Here is a 17142-nt window from a genome sequence, read left to right on the forward strand (position 1 = left end):
GTATGCTGCTCCAGGATTTTTTGCCCAGCCCGCCGCTCCGCGACTACGTGCGCCTCATTCAGGTCATCCACTTTGTGTTTCCCGCCGGCGCGGCCCTCCCCTTTAAAGCTTACCCGCCCCGGCCGGAGCAGTGCCTGGCCTTTTACCCGCGCGACGCCGAAGCGGTCGCCTACGACGGCCGGCCGAAGGTGACCCGGCCGCGCGCGGCGCTCATCGGCCAGCACGCGGTGGTGAGCAACCGCTACGTGGGCCGCGAGTTCCTGGCCCTGCAGGTGGTGCTGCAGCCCGGGGCCTTGTACCGGCTGACCGGCCTGCCGCAGGGCGAGCTCACCAACACCTTTATTGACGCCGAAGCCGTGTGGGGCGCCGAGCTGCGCCAGCTCACCGCGCGCCTGGGCAGCGCCGCCGGCTGGCCCGAGATGCTGCCGCTGCTCGAACGCTTTTTGCTCGGCCGGATCGCGCGGCGGCGCGCGGCGCCCCACCCCGCCGACGCGGTGGGGCAGTTGCTGCTGCGCCCCGGCCCCCGGCTGGGCCTCGACGCGCTGGCCGATTATGCCTGCCTGAGCCCCCGGCAGCTCGACCGCCAGTGCGTCCAGCGCCTGGGCGTGGGCCCGGCCCTGTACGCGCGCATTGCGCGCTTTGACCGGGCCTTCCGGCTCAAGAACCGCCAGCCCGAACTGGACTGGCTCAGCGTGGCGGTGGCCTGCGGCTACCACGACCACCAGCACCTGGCCAAGGACTACCGGGCGTTTACCGGCCGCTCGCCGGGGGCCTTCTATCGGCAAGACACCCAGGCCCCCGAGCGGGGGTTCGGCTTGGTGGAGGCCGGAGGCAATGCCAAGCTCTTGCCGACGCAAAACGTCTAAATTGTACCAATGCCGGGGGCGAGAGAGGGCAGAGATTTGTACCTCTTCTCACCCTTACCCCCGTTACGCATGAAACGTCGGCACTTTTTCGTCACCAGCCTGTGGGCGGCTCCTGGCGCGGCTTTGGGAGCCCCCTTTGCGGCGTTCGCCCCCGACCCCTCGGATGCCCCGCCCACCGGCCCCAGCTTCACCGTCGACGCCGGGGCGGGCCGGTTCGGGGAAAAAACATTTGTGGGCCCGAACCCGAACGACCTTAAGATAGCGGGGCAAGACACCGGCGGCGCCCTGGCGGTGTTTGAGTACACCGGCACCGCCAAGGGGGGGCCCTCGCTGCACCTGCACGAGGCCCAGGACGAAGTCTTCTACGTGGTCGCCGGCGAGTACCGGTTTGTGGTGGGCGAAGAGCAGCGCCACCTCCGGCCCGGCGACACTATTTTTCTACCCCGCCAAGTGCCCCACACCTGGACCCAACTCACGGACACCGGCAAACTGCTGTACTTTCTGCAACCCGCCGGGAAAATGGAAGACTTTTTCCGGGTCCGTTCCGGGAGCAAAACCCCGCTTACCGGGGCCGAGCGCGAACAGCTGTTCCGCGACCACGGCATGCGGTTCCTGGGGCCGCCCCTGCCCGTTAAACCCTAAGGCAGGCTCCCCGCGCAGGAGCTGGATGCCCCACAGCATAGGACAGCGTCTCGTTCAGCGAAACGGTCCCAAGGTAAACGAGCCCGTTAAGAATCAGCTATCAGGCGCGCTCCGGCAGCCTGCGGGTTAAATCCTACGGGCCACTCAGTGTGCTCGTCGTATACGGCTCCTTCAAAGGTGGCCTTCTCCAGGTTTGTGCCGAGCAGGCGCGCCCCATGCAGTTGAGCGCCGTTGAACTTGGCGTAAGCGGCCTGCGCCCCAGTCAAGTCCACGCCGCGCATATCGGACTGGCCGAAATTACACCCAATCGCCTGGCAGTCCCGGAAGCAGCAGTGGACTAGCGAGGAGCGGTCTAGAAAGGCCGTGTCCAAGTTCGCCGCCGTGAAGTCGCTGGCATCAAACACGGCCTCAGCCATAAAGGCTCCGCGCAAATTCGCCCGCCGGAAAGAGGCCCGCGGAGCGTGAACGTTGTTGAGCAAGGCGCGGTGCAACTCTTGCTGGTCCAGCACCATGCCCTCGTGGGTGTCACCGGGAATATCAACCGTGTCGTCGTCGTGGGTGAGGCACTGGATTTTCATAACGGGAACGAAGCGGTAGCGGAGTTGGACCAAGGTAGAGCAGGACTAGTAAGAATGGCTCATTACCTGGATTGGCCAGTTTACTAAAACGGTCGGAATGGCAATTACTTTCGCTTGCTACATCTATTACTTATGGCTCTTTGGCACCTGACATCGGAATACGTGACCAGCCTGCTGTTGTGGCGAACGGGCCCAGCGGCCTTCCGGGTCATGCAATACGACGAGCCAACGGAAGTGCTGACCAATGCCGATTACTTCCTCTTCGACCAGAAATACGAAGCGGTGCTGCGACAACTTGAGGGGCAACTAGACTTCGGCCCGGTCACCGTAACCGACGGCATGCGCCACTTTGCCTGGGACCACTACCTAGAAGTGCGCATCCACCGCGCGATCGAAGCCAACGCAATTTGGAACCCAGGCAGTCTTGGCTTAGACATCTACCGCTTCGGGGAGCAGTACCTGTTTGTGTCGGAAGCCCTGAAAACAGAGTTTGAGAAGGTGCACCCGAACGGGCTGCATTTCAGTGCAGGGCTCTCTGAATTTGCTTAAGGAGAAGTTTACTTTAATGGTGGTGCCGTAAACGAACCCTGTTCAAAAAAGGAGCCATCTTGCAAACTCTTTTGTCGATGGTGATGATGCCCTTGATTCGTTTTGTGTGCGGGACGGTCGCGGGGTCTCTGCTCGGCATTCCCCCGCCTGCTTGTGGGCAAGGGCCCGCGGCGCAGGATTCGGTGAACCACGGGCCGGGGCGCGCCTACGTGGTGCTGCGCGGGGCCCCGTTTCCGGTCCACCACGTGCGGGCCGACTGCAGCGGCGAAGGCTTCCTGTCCGTGGCCCCGGTGCGCGTCGACGTCCTCAACCTGCTGGTGCCGCCGGCGGTGTGGCGCCGCTGGGCCGCGCCCCCACCGGGCGTGTGGGGCCCGGCCGACACCTTGCTGGTGGTCTTCTCCGTGCTGCCCGACGCCCGCGGGGCCGTCCACTGGGACCGCCTGGCCCCGGACACGCTCCCCGCCGGCCAGCTCCTGCCCCTACGCGCCCTCGTCCGGGCTGGCGCGGCTGCCGTCGCGGCGTCCCTTCGCCCAGGCGCCTCGCGCGACCACGAGCTGACCACGAGCGCGCGCCTGGTGCCCGTGGTGTACCGCCACGGCGCCTACTGGGCCCCGCGGTCGGGGGTGCTCACGCAGTACGTGCGCGTGCGGACCCGGGCCACGCGGCGCCTGGCCTGGCCGGATTACGCGACCCTCGACGTGGGCCGCCCCCGCGTGGACCGGGACGCCCCCTGGCGCACGATTCGGGCCTTGTTACCCGCGGACGCCCCCTACCCGTTCCGGCGGTTTCTGCCGCCCCTGGGCCTGGCGGTGCAGGAGGCGCTGGGGGGCGTCTACACCGTCTGGTCCCGCCCGGAGCAGACCAGTTCTCACCCCGGCGCGAGGCTCTCCGGCCTCGGCACGTTTGCCTACCGGCCCGGCGTGGGGGTGCTCCACGGGACCTACCCCGGGTACTTGCCCCTGCTGGGCTGGCACCACGTCTTCTTCGACCGCGTCGCGGTGGACGACCCCACCCGGCTACACTAACGGCCGGCTGCCCAATCCACGATTCCGTTAAGCAAAACGCTCCGAAGAGCGAAAGGATGGTCTTCGCTCCCTTAAATGGAGGCGGCGGGCTACCTTTCGTTCTTACTCGCTGTTGCCCTGTGGTTTCTCTTGCCCAACTTCAAGCTCAGCTGCGTCCGCTGGTCGGGGCCGAAGTGCTCGACGGCGACCTGCTGATTTTTCCCACCGACGCGCCCGAGGGACTCTTCGACACCTCCACGGCGTTGTACCTGTCGACCACGGCCGGGGCCTTTGCCCTGGACCTGTTCCCCGACGGGCAAACGCCCCGCGTGCGGCCTGCGGGCCCGTTGGAGGACCTGCCCCGGCAAGAGGCGGGCTTGGCCGCCCGGCGCCCGGTCTGGGCGCGCCTCATCGCCGAACTCAACGCCGGGCAGCCCGTGCCGCTGGGGCACGAACGCTTTGCCTTGGCCACCTTTCCGGACGTGGGCCGCGCCCTGCACGCACGGATTGAGCAGATTGCCGTGTATGCCTTCGCCGACGACCATGCCCCCACCGGCCTCAAGCTCGTCTTCCCGGACGTCGTCGTGCAGTGCGTGCCGGGGCTATCGGGCAACGTGGTCCTCTGCGGGGAACTGCACGATTACTTCGCCTTCCCCGTCCGCGAACATCCGGTGTGAGCCAGACTTGACTCGTTCAGCGAAAGGGTCCGAAGGTAAACGAGCGTCTGGGTTAAGTTTGCTGGCCAGTGGAGCCAATTATACTTGGCTTGAAAAACTAATGGTTACCCTGACCGAGCACCTGTTTACCCAAGTCAATGCCGTGCTCGCGGAGTGGAATCCGATTGGCGTGCCCGACGGCCCGGCCCAGGACGAGTACCAGCCTTACGTAGCCATCGTAGTCGAAACCTGGAACCGGTCGCGGGACGTGGAGGCCGCTTTGGTGTGGGTCTACACACAGCCGCTGGGATATGACATCAACCCGGCTTTTTCCCGCGCTACCCGGCGCTTTGCCAGCCAACTCAATCAGTTGCTGCAGGCACAGGAGGGCGCTTAAACCCGCTGCACTTGTTCAATCAAACGGTCCGAATCGCAAAACGAGCGTTTTCGGCTACCTAAGAAGCATTTCTGGGTCGTGTAGGTAAATCTTCAAAAAGTCATGAAAGGAGTCTGCTACTGCCTCTCTGCCTTTCTCATGCTGATAATGCAAATAGATTCTGGGGTCGTTTTGGTGGCGGCTAAACCCAAAACTGCTCAAATTGATGCAGTAGTCAGCAAAGCAGAGTAGTTCGGTGGGATGGCTGCCATCTACCTCCTGGGCAATGCGTTCCGTCGACCAGAAGGAAAACATAGCGCTGTCCCAGTCAAAGTCTACAAAGCCGTTGGCTCAGCGTAGGTAGGCCGTGAAGCTGGGATCTAAGGACATGTCATAGGCTTGTTCTAGGGCACGAATAGCCTCTGGGAACGCCCCAGAATTATAGGCCACATCTTGGCTTTTCCAAAAGGCCACCGCTTGGTCCAACGTATCCTCAAAAAGCGCGCTCATAGGTCAATTAGCATGGAAGAAGACGGCACACTTCTGAATGGGCAACGAGCATAGAAGTAAGCTGGCAGGGTATCGGGCCGTGTTCACGTAAACGGTCGTTTAAACAAGGAAAAAGCACTACTACACTCTGCAAGCTACGCCCGGTAGAAAAGCTTGTCGGACTGCTTTCGAAATCAGGACGGTTTTTGGCCTGCTTTCAGATAGCCGCCACAGTGGTGCGTTTTTTGTCTAGAGCCTAATTTCAGGGGCGGATTTAGGAGGCTCTTCCTAAGTAAATTCCTGCAGCCTTCTCCCCCAGAACTTCCTGCGCCGGGCGTCCTCCCCCGCCAACGCACCGGCGACCAGCTCAGCGATGCGTTTGAGCTTGGTCGTTTCCTTCACCTGGGGGTGCTCCAGCACGGCTTGCATTGCCCTCAGCCGCTTGCGCAGTTTATATGCCTTGTTTTGGTGCGCTTTGGGCATTTGCTGGGCTATGGCTAATTCCTGTTCCAGCTGCAGCGTCTTGCGGCGCTCCTGCTGCAGTTGGGCTCCTGGCGCAGGGCGTCCGTTTGGCTAACCTGGGGGGGGGTGGTTGTAGTAAGCAGTGGCCAAGTCCAAGGCCTGATTGCCCAATGCCGCCGGAATGTCGGCATTGGGCAGGGCCGCTTTCGCCCGCTGGATGTGGACGGGCGTAATGACGGGCGGCGCTTGGCTCATTGACAGTGGATGGTGGTAAGGGATGGCTCGTATTCCGGTTTGGGGTCTCCCTTGGGATTTAGCTGCCGATACCGCGGTTAAAGGACTGACGGTGGTACCACCCTGCCAGGAGTTAGGAAAGAGTGGTTTTAACCAGCCAGTCCTCCCCATCACGCTTCACAAGAGCGAATCCCTGACTTAAGTAAACAGCCTCCAGGTGCAGCTCAAAAGTGGGTGCCTGCAGCTGTCGTTTCAGAAACGGCCCGGGGTTCTCGTACATATCCCGCACTTCCCGCAACGGAAAAGCAACTTCTTCCAGCAGCGGCCTCTTGGTCTTCGTGGCAGCACTAGCCTTTTTGACTGGAATCATCTTGGGGGCTTGTTGCCCGGCCAAGTATTCTTCTAGCAGGTACTTCTCCACCAACGCTTTGTATACCGCACCCGCCGGTTTTTTTACTTTCCCCAATTGGTGCTGCTTGCCAATGCGCGATAACACAAAATCGACATATTCAAGGGGGTACTCCTTATCCTCCAATTGTTTGGTAATCTGCTTAATGCTGCGCAGGCTTACCCCTATCAGCCGCAACGCTTGGACCCAGGCAGGTTCCTCAGTGGAAACTTTCTTAACATTTTGAGAATGTTGAGAAAGCTTTGTTTTTTCAATATTCTCGTCATCCTGTATTTCTGCCAATTCCTCTGAGCCGGTGTTGGCCGTGTCATAGCCGAACAGGAACTTGATGCGCTGCACCAACTGATTCTGCCGCTCCAGCTCGTAGGTAAATGGCATGTCGGTACGCGCCAGCTCCAGCTGCGCCCGGTCCAGTATGCGCGCTTTGAAGTTGCTAAAGCGCGGGTATTCGTTCTCGGCGATGTTGAGCATGAAGCGCAGCTGCTCCGGCGTGACGGTTCGCTGCCCAAAGTCCGAATACTCTTTCAGGAGCCAGTAGATGCGCACCGAACTGGGGCTCTTCAACTTGCGCAACTCGTCCAGGTCGGCCAGGGTGAAGTTGCCGCTTTCGCGCAGCTGCAGCAGGTACGGCATGATGAGGGGATTAAAGGCCGCCACTATCCCACCCAGGTCCCCGTCGTAACCCGCCTTGGCCATCAGCGGAATGTAGTCGTACTTGGGCCGCCGCCGCCGTTTGCGGGTGCCGTCCTCCAGTATTTCAATGTACAGCTTAAAAGAAGTGATGTCGTCGCACATCTCGTCCAGCTGCTGGTAAGCCGAACCGCCGTGCCGCTCGAACAGCAGTTCGCTGACCGGGATAACGTGCTCCTTGAATTCGGTGTCGTCCAGGCTGATGCGGGCAAGCAGCGCCAGAAACAGGCGCATTTGCAGGGGCACGAAGCTGAAACGCGCGTTGACAAGCGCATTGTGCTGGGCTACTATTTTGTCGGCGTTCTGTTTGGGCGGCTTTTTCATGGGGAATAAGTCGGGCACTGGTAAGCAATAGCCTGCTATTTTGTAGTAATCTAGCGTCCTTTTTGTAGCAACCTGGGCTGGGCAGCGTCCTTTTTGTAGCAACCTGAGTTCGCGTAGCGTCTATTTTGTAGCAACCTAGCGTCCTTTTTGTAGCAACTTGGCGGGGTAGCGTCCTTTTTGTAGCAACCTGAAATCTGCGAGCGTCCTTTTTGTAGCAGCCTGGCGTCTATTTTGTAGCAACCTAGCGTCCTTTTTGTAGCAACCTGACCTCATAAATTATTGTTTGTCAATGCGTTCTGCAGCCTGTAATACTAATGTTATAATTTGAGTTTAAAAAACAACTAGCTAGGGAGTTTTTTTAAGCGTCTATTTTGTAGCAACCCCGTTTTCTTAAAAGTCAAAAAAAGTACAAGCGCAAAGGAATTTCTAGGCGGTTGTACTTTTTTATACTATGTATTGGTAGTCAGTAGGTTACTGATTTATGCTAGTATAAAAGTCATTAGTATTCAATTGCATTTTTAAGGTTCACTAACGGAAATGTGCAATATCAGCAGCAGCTTGAGAAGCATTTGCAGCAGTAGTTGCCGCAAATGCCTCCCTGCACTTGCTATGCGACAGTGATTTTTATGGCTCGGCTACTGGGGGCTGCAGCTTGCGGTTTGTTTTAAGCAGCTTTTCCAGCACGGGAGCGGGCAGCGTCCGCTGCGCGGCGGGCAGCTGCGCCAGGGCGGCTTGCAGGGTGTCCTCTAAGAACTGCCGGATTTCGAAGCCGGGCTCCCAATACTCCGCCTGCTTGAGCTGCAGGTACGTTTCGTCGCGTACGTAGGACCCAAAGGGCACCCAGCGCCCGGTGGGACCGGCCGGGGCGGGTACGTCCGCTGAGGGGATTGGAAGAGAAGCGACCGCATGAGTTGCAGGCAGCGAACTCAGAGCCCCGAACATCAACTCGTCGGGGGTGGGGGCAACGGGCTGGGTCAGCGTGCTGCCGAAGCGCTTTTTGGGGCCGGTGCTCATAGACGGGCGATGATTTCAGTGGTGAGGTTGCGGTAGTCTTCGGCCCCGTTGCTGGTGGGCGCGTAATCGAACAGGTTTTGCTTTTCAATCTGCGCTTCCGACAGCTTGCCGTTTTGCCGGATGCTGGTGGTCATGAGCAGCGGCCCCGTCACGGCGTTGTCGCGCATGATGGCCACCACGTCGTGGTGCAGCGACAGGCGGTAACTGGCCGAGTACTTTGTCAGGAACAGCCCGCCGACCTTCAGGCGGGGGTTGAAGTTCTTGCCCATGATGGCGCAGGCGTCGAGCAGCGTGGTCAGGCCCTCGTAGCCGTAGAACTCGGGCTGCACGGGAATGAACACGGCGTCGCTGGCCACCAGCGCCGCGTAGGTGAGGCTGGTGAGCGCCGGGGGTGTATCAATCAGCACGTAGTCGTAGTCGGCCGCTACTTCCTCCAGCTGGTCGCGCAGGAAGAACTGGTAGGTGGGCTGCTGCCCCAGTATCTTCTCGAGTTGCGTCAGCTCCCGCGCCGACCCGGCCAGGCCCATCCCCTCCCCCACCCCGACGATGATTTGCTTGAGCGTGCGCTCGCCCTTGATGACGGTGCCCAGATGAGTCGCCACGTGGGCGGCAAAGCTCATGGTCAGGTTGTGCTGCGGGTCGCAGTCCAGGAACAGCACCCGCTGCCCGCGGCGGGCCAGCTCCTGACCGACCGTCAGCGTGGAAGTGGTTTTACCAACCCCTCCCTTATGGTTGGCAAAAGTGATAATTTTCATGAGGTAGCAATGAGGGTGATGGGGCAATATTACAAAGCACGGCCCGAATGAGCATACTCCGCATACCAGTAATACTGAAAATGTCCAACATTCTGAGCATGCTAAACATATCAGAAGTTTCGAACTCAGCTAAAGCTTCATTGGGCTGAATAGTGCGTTTTTGCGCGCATTAATCGGATTCTGGCAATAATTAGAATGTCGAGAATGCTGGATATGCTAAGCAAGTAACTGCCTGAAAATATGTTGTACTTGTTGGGCATACCCAGAATGTTGAATATGCTGGGTGTATTTTACACTTTTTCTGAAATCCAGGTATACTCAGCATACCGTGATGTAACAACCATATTTGCCCGCAGCGGCCATGGTGGGGGAGGGGAATGCCTCAGCCCGTTGAATCAGGCCAATGGGCATCGATGAATGCCCGTAAGGAAAAGTAGCCTGGTCCAACGGGCCGAGGCATCAAAGGCAATGCAACCGGTGATGGCATAGTCGAGTAGATTAGGCCGGCGCGGTGGGGCACATTGTCTGATGCACATTGTCTGATTATAGAAATCGAACGCCCCCAAGAGTTGAGTCCAATTCTGTTTTTGATGCGAGATAGTCCACGCAATCACTTCAGGCCCGAAATTCTGAGGCGCTCGAAGCAAAAACGAAAAATAAAATGGCCGTCCATTCCTGCCGGAATGACGCCCAAAATGAGGGAGGCGTTGCCCAACCAGCAGCGTACTTACGCCCCTGCGCTTGGTCAGCGAAAGCCGTCGCTCCAGCGGGTGTTTCCCGGTCTGTCAAAAGCTAAGTTCGAAATCAGCCACAACGTCGCTTAAAACAATACCTAAGGGCAGTAATCGCATATTATCGTTCCACATATTCCACATAACCCACATTATGTGGAATAACATCTTGTGCGTATTTAAACACAAACCTTGTACGTAAATAAGTACAATTATAAGAGCAGTAAAAATTGCGCTTGATGTGCGTATTTAATTACAGATTGTCAATCATTTATATTGGATTTGGGGCAGTCATGACTTGCTAGCTGAAGATAGGTAGAGTAATATTGCGCTGAAATAACTGCGCAATATCATTTTTCCAATTACCTGTCCGTAGCTGATGACCCTACAAGCTCGATTTCCCACCCTTTTTGAGCAGCCCTATTCAGGGGAATGGCTCGCCGAACAAGACGAGCATTTCACACCCAACACGGTTAGCGCCTACGGCCATGCGTTGGTGGATTACTTCCGGTTTTGTGCGATGCAGGGCATCAATCCTCCTGATGCCAATCGGGCCGACGTCTTGGCTTACGTCAGAGACCTCAAGACACGGTCCAAATCCGTTGCGCATGCTAGCCCTGCGAAGCGTCCCCAGTACGCGAGAAACACCGCGCATGAAGGATTTGCTAACGCCACCATACGCTTGAGAATAGCAACCGTCAGGCTGTATTACGACTACTTAACGGATGAAGGAATCAGGGTTAAAAATCCAGTTAAAAAAGGCCAATACACAAAGTTCAGAACGTTTGGTGGGGGGAAGCGCGGCCTAGTTGCTCGGTACGAGAAGCCCCCTTGGCTGCCGAATGAAACGCAGTGGCAGGCACTCTTGAACGCGGCGTCATCCGAACCCATTCGAAACCGTTTCATGCTGGCTTTGGCCTACGATGGGGGCCTGCGCCGGGGGGAGTTGTGCGCCCTGGAGGGCGGCGACATGGACCCTTCCGGGCCATTGGTTCGGTTGCGGGCAGCAACTACTAAGACTCAACGGGCCCGAGAAGTGCCTTATTCGCAAACAACGGCCGACCTGTACAAGGCTTACCTGAAGCACCGCCGGCGTTTAAACCCCACGTCGGACCTGCTTTTTCTGTCAGAATCACGGCGTAACAAAGCTCAACCCCTCACATTTTGGACTTGGTCCAAGGTAGTGCAGGCTCTGGGGAAACGAGCTGGCTTGCCGTTGCTTACAACGCACACGCTACGGCATTTGCGCTTGACTGATTTAGCCCGGGCCGGTTGGACGCTGCCTCAAATTGCGGCTTTCGCTGGACACAGTAGCGAAGACACCACGAAGTTATATATACACTTTAGCGCACAGGAATTGAGCGAGCGGTTCCGTCAAACGCTTGGTTCGCTGCTGGACTGGCGACAGGAAACGTTGAAAGCCTCTCTGGTATGAGTAAACACCAAACCTCTGATACAGTACAAAAGGAGGCCGTTGGGAATTGGCCTTTTCAACCTCCCTCCTTCGACAGGAGTTTCACCTTAACCCCTTTGGAGAAAATCGCGCTGGCCACTTGGAAAGCGCACGACAAGACGGGTAGGGGCAGCAATGCCTTCAAAAAGGAGACTAGACAGCGATTGAATCGGCTCATCCAGCCCATCGAGGCCGTTCTGCTGCACCAAGGAGTCCTCACAGGGGGAGAATTCCGCGTGATGAGTTGCGTTTCATTACTCCTGCACGAGATGCATCGACGGCAAACAAGCCTATGGGCTTGGGACGACACCGCGTGGATAGAAACAGTTGGCAAAACGTTAAGGGAGTTTAAAAGCCTTGACCATGTCACTCTAGGCTCCGCTGTAAAGTCAGCTGCTCGAGACCGTCAGTACCTATTGGCCTGCGCTTATCTCTTATGTAAAATTCCAATTTATCAGTTGGTTGCTGGTCATCAACCACTCATCTCCGCTCAATACATGTTTGGAAGAGCCGCCGTCGAGAAAGCGATGCAGACCCTGACGGCGGAGAGCAACCGAATCGGACGGACCTCATGGATGGTTAGCGTGGCCACCTGTTCGGCACTACTGGCCAATCGGTGCCCAGATGTCGAAAAGCTCACCCTACCTGTTTTAGAAAAGCTGTATGAAAAACATTCTTCGGGCGTAAAATTAAAAAGGAGTTATATTACATTATCTAATATACTATACAGTCTTGAAGTGCTACCCAATTGTCTGCCTACGCCCTGGAAGGGGAATAGGAGTGGGGTGACAACTGGAATGGCCGACTCTATACCCGCTGATTGGGCTCGTTTAATCCAGGCGTGGTATGAGAATTCAGAAGAAAGTGATGATGTGCGTGGTTATGTGAAATTAGTGGTTGCCAAAGCGGCAAGGTGGGCGGCTGAAAAATTTCCAGGCGCCTCAAGTGCACATCAATGGACCCGAGGAACGGCCAGAGCCTATATAAGGGCTGTGTCAAGGATGACGGGAGGACAGTGGCAACACCCGAAGTTCAAAGCACCGCGCAATCAGGGTGAGCCGCTAAGCGCTTATTATCAGGCGCGTTTGCTGGGTGGGTTACGAATGTTTTTCAAAGATTGTCACGAATGGAAATGGTTTCCCATATCCTTCAACCCAGACCGCTCCCTGGCCACTCCCAGGAGCATTTCGGCTAGACAGGGACCTAACCCCCGGCCAATTACTTACGCACAATGGACCAAGCTGTGTGAAGCGGGTTTGTCCCTAACGGAGGAGGATTTCCCTATTGCTCATCCAGCGCTGGTCAACCAGGGTGCTCTTCCCAGAATTTGTTATCCACTGGATTTGAATCGAGCAATGGCGCTCGTTTGGCTCCATACAGGATTGCGCTGCAATGAAATCCACCGGCTACGAGTAGGATGCATACGACCTGAACACCCCGAAGGAAACGAGAGCAGTTCCTCAACCCCCGCAATCTGTTTTTTGACCGTGCCTGTGGGCAAGAATGGTTTTGGTTATTCGAAGCCAGTCTCTCAAGTAGTGGGAAATGCTGTTGAAACATGGGAGAGAAGTCGTCCTTCTGTTCCCAAACAATGGGATGATAAAACGACCGAAGCAGTGGATTTTTTATTTGTCTGGCGGGGGAAACGTGTGAGTTATAATTACCTCAATAACACTATCATTCCTGTGTTATGCCGAAAAGCCGGCATTCCCCTCGAAGACGCCTTGGGGAAAATTACCAGCCATCGCGCTCGACATACCCTCGCCACCCACCTAGGTAATGCTCCAACGCCACTGAGCGCTTCCGACAGCCAGAATTGGTTGGGACAACTAACCCGTGGCTCTCTCGGATATTACGCTGATGAAAACGTGCACAAGCTTCTCGAGGCCTACGCTACGGCGAATCATATTAGTATTGACAAACGCCAGCTGGAGCAGTTAAAAGGACCCTCTACGACTGGCGGTGACCTGGTAACCGCAGGCGAATCCGAGCCCTCCGTCGACCTCGTCCACGGCTTCTGCACCTATGAGTTCTTTGCCAAATGCAGTCAGAAAACGCCGTGCACGAATTGCTCATTTTACAAACCCAAAGAATCGCTGTATAGCCAAGTGCAGGAAGCAAAAAGTAAGTTGTTACACCTGCTGCACCACCTGCCACTCATCAAGGAAGCCCGCCAAGCCGTTGAAGAAGCGATAGCAATGCATGAAACGATGCTTGGCCATCTGCGGTCTAACGAAGGAACCCACCCAAGCTGAAACGATAACACTCGAAAGGAAGAAGGCGACCCGGCTTCCTAGCTACGTCGGCAGCACCCCATGGAACGGATTGCCCAATCCAGGTTGGCTGTATACAGTAATCGCCCCCTGGCATTTTCCACCAAGCGCAGCGTTTATTGGGCCATAGGGTTAAGGGGCACGTCGGCCTAATCGGTGAGGACAGCCGGGTTGTCAGGCGAGAACCCGGATTGGACCAAGATGACACCGGATGGCGAGATATCCAGAAGCGCTGGCCGCAAGCCGTGGCTGGCGGACAGGGTAGAAGGCCGCGCGGCGGGCAAGGTGGTGCATCACACCCGCCTCCATGGGGTGCATCACTTGGCCAAAACGATGTCGGTGCGCAACTGCCCGCGCAGCTAACCCGACCTGATGACGGTTCGAATCTGACGACGGACGTTGCGTGTCGCGATAGCCTAGTACCAACGGATGGCTTTGGACGTGAACATCGCGCTGGCGCACGGGCGATGACGGACTAGCTACCAGCGCCTCGCAGCTTGCTTGACAACGCATACTCGGCTTCCTTCAGGCACGTGTACGGGCGTAAGTAGGTGTCTAGCAAGCAGACGTGGGCTCAGGCCGGATGGGGGAGAGCTTGAGGCGAAGGAGCATTCAGAGGCATTACCCGCGGAGGGCCTATTGGCGCCGCATGAGCAACGATTCCAGGTCTGCGGTGGCAAACTTATTGCCCAAGTCCAACAGATACACTTTCAGGTCTGGGTTGAACTTGCCTGTTACCAACCCTAAGTCCGCATCCACTCGCAGGGTGGAAAATAAAAGCATATAATGCTTTCAGCTATTGCCCTGCCGGAAGGTCTCGAACTTGATAGCTTGCATGAGCCGTTTTGTGGCCACCAACAGCGCAGCATACTGCTTTTCACCCTCAGTAGAGCCCGGAAAAATGTCACTAAATGCCAACTCAAAGGTTAATTGTTGTCCATCCCGAGTCAGGCTTTTCAGGGCCAAGGCAAAGAGGCGGGCTTCCTCTTGGCTGAAAGCCAGGGGGGAACAAATGAACACCTTGCTTAAAACATCAACCTCCGGGTCGTTGGGTATAACCGCATTCATGGCAGCAACGGAAAAATGGGTCGTTAAATATGTTTGTGTGCTTGTGTCCGGGCTTTCGAGCACACGAGGGAACGCTTGAGCGATTACAGCATCACAAGCCTGGCCCGGGAACGGGGAGAATTAGCGCATAGCATTGGGCCGGACGGGTGAGAATTAGCAAAAAACAGTGGAAGCATTACTGCTAGGGCAATGGACTAACATGATGCGGCAGCAGGAGTGGCCGATGGCGCGGAAGAGATAGAAGCCACGCCCTACAAGCGCTGACAGGCTCCGCATTTATTGCTGTTAGAAACCTCCTCTAGGCCCGGGTCATAAGCCAGGTAGGAAACGCGGTCTCCACACCGGGGAAAGGAATCGCCTGCTTCGTAGTAGTGGTAGGGCACTGTGAAGAGCGCCGCCGAGCGCCAACCAGCTAACTGGGCGCGCACTGGGGGTAACTGCCGCTGAAACGCGCGCAGGTCCGCTTCGCTGAGCACCAGCCGCCGGGGAGGCAGCAAGTGGTTCAGGGCGTGGAGGACTCCTTGGCGGACCTTCGTCAGCAGCTGGCGCAACGCATCGGGCGCGAGCGACTGGTCCGCGTCAAGTCCGGCCATCACCGGCTGCAGGAGCCGGTGCAGGTTGGTCAGCGGCTCTCTTGCCCGGGGCAGTTTCTCGTCTTGGAAGATGTCGCGGAACCCTTCCACGGGAATATCCGCGTTGTCAGGGGTTAGTACCCAGGCCAAATTAAAGCCCATGCTTTGGTAAAAGTGAAGCACTGCCGTCAGGACGTCCGTGCTCCCACGGCCGGTACTTTCGAGCCGGGTGTAAGCCGCGCGCGAGACCCCGGCCTTGCGTGCCACCAGGGCAGGTGGCCAATCGTTAGGTACCAGGGACTCGGCAGCCAGCATCGCCCGGAGGTGGGTGAGGCGCTCGCCAATATGGGCTGAAATCATAAGTTAAAGGAGGAAACGCGGAACGGTAAACCCGGCGAATTGCTCAGGCGTGAAAGCAAGGATGGTGAACCTAGCGGCGCATCAACAGCGACTCCAGCTGGGTGGGGGCGTACCCGGCGGCTAGGTCTGACAGGAATTGTCTCAGGTAGTCGTTGAAGACGCCGGTTACCAGTCCTGTGTCCTGGTCGATGCTCATCTCGGTGAACAGGGGAATGCGGTGGCTGAAGCGCTTGCCTAGCCGCAGCCCCTCGTATTTAAGGGGCTGCACGAGCCGCTTCTGGGCCTTGTCCAACCGGACTAACTGGTCGTCTGCGTTCATATCCGGCAGAACGTCTCCAAACGTCAGCTGGAAAGTAAGCCGTTGGGAATAGTTGGTCAGACAACCCAAGGCCATAACAAACAGGTGTGCCTCTACCTCTTCCAAGGCAAGTGGGCAGCTAACGAATAGGTCGTTCGGAAGCACCGGGTGCTCGGCATTCAGGGTGGTGTTTTTTTTGGTAAGCACTAGAAAATGGATTACTAAGTGAGTCCCCAGCGATTGCGGCAACTGAGGGCCGCGTTGGGTCTGCTCGTTAAGACAAAGGCCGCGATGTAGGCAATATTTCGTCGAGCTGGGCCACGTTGAGCAGGTAGTCACGTAGCCCAGGATTGAAAAGCAGGGTAACCAGGCCATCCACGCACCCAATCCGGCGTTCCTGGGTGTCTTCGAGTAGCCGGCGCACGTGGTAGTGCTTAAGGGCGGCCATCTCGAACGAAAACCTAACCGCGTCCAGCTGGTGCAATGCGCAATAGATTTGCTCATCCGGCGTGTTTTCACCCGGTGTGGTCTCCTCTAACGGGAACACGTAGTGGTCGCGAATCACGTAGCCATCGGAACGAATTTGGTGCAGCACCCGGGCCATGAGGAAGAGCACGGGCTCGCCGGGCGAAAATTTGCGCACGAAGTTTTTATTCCAATGCGAGCGCACCATCTTAAAATCGGCCTGTTCGTAAGCCAGGCGCAACACGAAAGGAGTCGAAAATGGAAGCCGACGGGGCGGGGGGTGCATACAACGAATAGAGAAGCAGATACCAGACGGAAAAAAAATAGGCAACCCTGCCGTCCTAGGATAGGGCTTTTACAGGGCGTTGCCTGCCTGCCTGCCTGCCTGCCTGCCGTTGCGCGCTGCTTCGCCAGCTGCACCCGCCGCAGCGGCTTGCTGTATACTTGCAGCCAGCACTGCGCCGGAGACGTCAGCTTTTCGGAGTACATGGCCCATACCCGTTCCCCATCCCAGTCCAATACACCCCTCAGGTCTTTCCGGCCTTTGCCGGGCCCGAAGAGGGAGAGAGCTTGCTCGCGCAGGGCCGTGGGGTTGGACCTGATGTCCATGGTGATGGCTCGGAGCATGGCAAACCGGCCGTCCTGAAACTGGTAGTAGGTTCTAAATTCCTTGGCGTGCTTGCCAAACCAGCCGCCTTCCCGGCTCGGGGCATCCGGTACATCCGCACGCCCAGCTCATCGTCCGCTGAGAAGAGGACGAGCCCGGGAAAATTGCGCAGCGGCTCGCCGAAGGTGTGGCTTTGCATCCCTTTGAGAGAATCAGCCACCGTTCCGGTCGTGCGTTGGGTGGGGTCAGGGGCGGGCGCGTCAGCCA

General features: G+C 57.5%; 21 protein-coding genes. 9 read left to right on the forward strand and 12 right to left on the reverse strand.

Annotated features, from left to right (window positions below; translation table 11 throughout):
- Positions 1-866 (forward strand): AraC family transcriptional regulator (locus tag BMZ66_RS23140; RefSeq protein ID WP_092678758.1); only part of this gene is annotated, 866 nt, incomplete at its 5' end.
- 69 nt (positions 867-935) lie between these two features.
- On the forward strand, positions 936-1508 hold the full coding sequence (locus BMZ66_RS23145; RefSeq protein ID WP_177204876.1) for a cupin domain-containing protein: 573 nt from the start codon (positions 936-938) through the stop codon (positions 1506-1508).
- A gap of 86 nt (positions 1509-1594) precedes the next feature.
- On the opposite strand, the gene BMZ66_RS23150 is transcribed toward BMZ66_RS23145, so the two are convergent.
- Positions 1595-2086: a pentapeptide repeat-containing protein gene (locus tag BMZ66_RS23150; protein ID WP_092678760.1), complete on the reverse strand. Its 492-nt coding sequence runs from the start codon at positions 2084-2086 to the stop codon at positions 1595-1597.
- Between the two features lie 132 nt (positions 2087-2218).
- On the opposite strand from BMZ66_RS23150, the gene BMZ66_RS23155 reads away from it, so the two are divergent.
- On the forward strand, positions 2219-2635 hold the full coding sequence (locus BMZ66_RS23155; protein WP_092678761.1) for a hypothetical protein: 417 nt from the start codon (positions 2219-2221) through the stop codon (positions 2633-2635).
- A 205-nt stretch (positions 2636-2840) separates the two neighbouring features.
- Here the strand turns inward: BMZ66_RS23155 and BMZ66_RS25320 are convergent, their stop codons facing one another.
- Positions 2841-3089: a hypothetical protein gene (locus BMZ66_RS25320; protein ID WP_143080381.1), complete on the reverse strand. Its 249-nt coding sequence runs from the start codon at positions 3087-3089 to the stop codon at positions 2841-2843.
- A 295-nt stretch (positions 3090-3384) separates the two neighbouring features.
- Here BMZ66_RS25320 and BMZ66_RS25325 point away from each other — a divergent pair, with 295 nt between their 5' ends.
- From BMZ66_RS25325 to BMZ66_RS23170, 3 genes are all read left to right on the forward strand, one after another.
- Positions 3385-3660, forward strand: coding sequence for a hypothetical protein (locus BMZ66_RS25325; protein ID WP_143080382.1), 276 nt, complete (start codon positions 3385-3387; stop codon positions 3658-3660).
- Between the two features lie 119 nt (positions 3661-3779).
- Positions 3780-4316 (forward strand): hypothetical protein, encoded by a 537-nt coding sequence (locus tag BMZ66_RS23165; RefSeq protein ID WP_092678763.1) that lies wholly within the window; start codon positions 3780-3782, stop codon positions 4314-4316.
- Positions 4317-4416: 100 nt separating this feature from the next.
- Positions 4417-4692 (forward strand): hypothetical protein, encoded by a 276-nt coding sequence (locus BMZ66_RS23170; protein ID WP_092678764.1) that lies wholly within the window; start codon positions 4417-4419, stop codon positions 4690-4692.
- A 756-nt stretch (positions 4693-5448) separates the two neighbouring features.
- On the opposite strand, the gene BMZ66_RS23180 is transcribed toward BMZ66_RS23170, so the two are convergent.
- The 5 genes from BMZ66_RS23180 to BMZ66_RS23195 form a co-directional block, all read right to left on the reverse strand.
- A complete protein-coding gene (locus tag BMZ66_RS23180) occupies positions 5449-5643 on the reverse strand; it encodes a hypothetical protein (RefSeq protein ID WP_092678766.1) in 195 nt (64 codons plus the stop codon).
- Between the two features lie 90 nt (positions 5644-5733).
- Positions 5734-5877, reverse strand: a complete 144-nt coding sequence (locus BMZ66_RS25665) for a hypothetical protein (RefSeq protein ID WP_177204877.1) — start codon at positions 5875-5877, stop codon at positions 5734-5736.
- Between the two features lie 112 nt (positions 5878-5989).
- Positions 5990-7279: a replication initiation protein gene (locus BMZ66_RS23185; protein WP_092678767.1), complete on the reverse strand. Its 1290-nt coding sequence runs from the start codon at positions 7277-7279 to the stop codon at positions 5990-5992.
- A 624-nt stretch (positions 7280-7903) separates the two neighbouring features.
- Positions 7904-8293 carry a hypothetical protein gene (locus BMZ66_RS23190; RefSeq protein ID WP_092678768.1) on the reverse strand — a complete coding sequence of 130 codons (390 nt, stop codon included), beginning with the start codon at positions 8291-8293 and terminating at the stop codon, positions 7904-7906.
- Positions 8290-9048, reverse strand: a complete 759-nt coding sequence (locus tag BMZ66_RS23195) for a ParA family protein (protein ID WP_092678769.1) — start codon at positions 9046-9048, stop codon at positions 8290-8292. Before BMZ66_RS23195 ends, BMZ66_RS23190 begins: the two co-directional genes overlap by 4 nt.
- Before the next feature lie 1110 nt (positions 9049-10158).
- On the opposite strand from BMZ66_RS23195, the gene BMZ66_RS23200 reads away from it, so the two are divergent.
- The 3 genes from BMZ66_RS23200 (at position 10159) to BMZ66_RS25670 (ending at position 13868) form a co-directional block, all read left to right on the forward strand.
- Positions 10159-11214 carry a tyrosine-type recombinase/integrase gene (locus BMZ66_RS23200; RefSeq protein WP_092678770.1) on the forward strand — a complete coding sequence of 352 codons (1056 nt, stop codon included), beginning with the start codon at positions 10159-10161 and terminating at the stop codon, positions 11212-11214.
- A gap of 95 nt (positions 11215-11309) precedes the next feature.
- A complete protein-coding gene (locus BMZ66_RS23205; protein WP_177204878.1) occupies positions 11310-13487 on the forward strand; it encodes a tyrosine-type recombinase/integrase in 2178 nt (725 codons plus the stop codon).
- Positions 13488-13706: 219 nt separating this feature from the next.
- Positions 13707-13868, forward strand: a complete 162-nt coding sequence (locus tag BMZ66_RS25670) for a hypothetical protein (RefSeq protein ID WP_177204879.1) — start codon at positions 13707-13709, stop codon at positions 13866-13868.
- Positions 13869-14141: 273 nt separating this feature from the next.
- Here BMZ66_RS25670 and BMZ66_RS25330 read toward each other — a convergent pair whose 3' ends face one another.
- The 5 genes from BMZ66_RS25330 to BMZ66_RS23225 all read right to left on the reverse strand — a co-directional run bounded on the left by BMZ66_RS25330 (position 14142) and on the right by BMZ66_RS23225 (position 16554).
- Positions 14142-14288, reverse strand: a complete 147-nt coding sequence (locus BMZ66_RS25330; protein ID WP_143080383.1) for a replication initiation protein — start codon at positions 14286-14288, stop codon at positions 14142-14144.
- 9 nt (positions 14289-14297) lie between these two features.
- Positions 14298-14636: a hypothetical protein gene (locus tag BMZ66_RS23210; protein WP_143080384.1), complete on the reverse strand. Its 339-nt coding sequence runs from the start codon at positions 14634-14636 to the stop codon at positions 14298-14300.
- Positions 14637-14824: 188 nt separating this feature from the next.
- Positions 14825-15505, reverse strand: a complete 681-nt coding sequence (locus BMZ66_RS23215) for a L,D-transpeptidase family protein (protein WP_092678773.1) — start codon at positions 15503-15505, stop codon at positions 14825-14827.
- Positions 15506-15575: 70 nt separating this feature from the next.
- The gene (locus tag BMZ66_RS23220; protein WP_092678774.1) at positions 15576-16010 is read right to left on the reverse strand and encodes a RepB family plasmid replication initiator protein; all 435 of its coding nucleotides are present in this window, start codon (positions 16008-16010) and stop codon (positions 15576-15578) included.
- Positions 16011-16077: 67 nt separating this feature from the next.
- Positions 16078-16554, reverse strand: coding sequence for a hypothetical protein (locus BMZ66_RS23225; RefSeq protein WP_143080385.1), 477 nt, complete (start codon positions 16552-16554; stop codon positions 16078-16080).
- Positions 16555-17142: the final 588 nt, after the last annotated feature.

The organism is Hymenobacter arizonensis, assembly GCF_900115775.1.
GTDB lineage: Bacteria > Bacteroidota > Bacteroidia > Cytophagales > Hymenobacteraceae > Hymenobacter > Hymenobacter arizonensis.